Genomic DNA, 693 nt, shown 5'->3' with positions numbered 1-693 from the left:
CGAGCTGACTGACTCAGAAGAATTAAACGAGAGCTTAGCGACACTTCTTCAATATGCTGATGGCGATGTGCCTACTTTAAATAGTCAGCAAGACAAGGCTGTTGCCAGACGTGATGCTCGCCCTGCTAAAGCAGCTAGTCAGGCTCAAGCTCAAATGGCTCACAACGCTACAGGACAAGGCGAACTGGTCGAGTACCGTGGAAAATTCTATCCAATGTACAATGCCCAAGGCTTGAAGTTCCAAGGCTTGTATCGCGGTCAGGCTCGATATAGTTAATCACTGAGAGGTCTATGTGGTGCGAGATAATAGTAAGAGCGGTGAGATCGCTTACCGCTCTTTGTACCCTGTTCCACTGATCTAGCTAAGATACTCGGATTGTTGTTCTGACTGCGCTCTTTCGAGTGCGCATTGAAAGGCTTTCAAAGCAGCCTTGTCGTCTCGGTCATCGATGCAATCAATGGGTGCAGAACAGCCGATCATTAAGTTGTCGATATATCCAAAATCCTCGATAGACATGCCGTCTTGTAAGAAATGTGGGAAGTCCTCACTGATTCTTTGCTTGAGCTCACGACTGTCAGAGCTATAGCAGAATACTTTTTTGCCTGCTTTCCGCGCATAGCCAATCTCAAACGCTGTTCCTAAGTCACAACTGGGTCCTCTAAACGGGGTGATATTTGCCATCACAATATGGC

The 693-nt window shown here is 47.0% G+C and carries 2 protein-coding genes; one reads left to right on the top strand and one right to left on the bottom strand.

Features of this window, described 5'->3' with window-relative positions; translation table 11 throughout:
• Positions 1-277, top strand: a 277-nt coding sequence (locus tag A3739_RS30090; RefSeq protein ID WP_197472417.1) for a hypothetical protein, incomplete at its 5' end; no start/stop codon positions are given.
• Between the two features lie 81 nt (positions 278-358).
• Here the strand turns inward: A3739_RS30090 and A3739_RS18080 are convergent.
• Positions 359-693: nucleoside 2-deoxyribosyltransferase (locus tag A3739_RS18080; protein WP_197472416.1), on the bottom strand; the 335-nt coding region annotated here is incomplete at its 5' end.

The sequence above is a fragment of the Oleiphilus sp. HI0067 genome (genome assembly GCF_001635735.1).
Note: the sequence above shows the minus strand (reverse complement) of the source record. Positions and strands in the feature narration are given on the sequence as shown.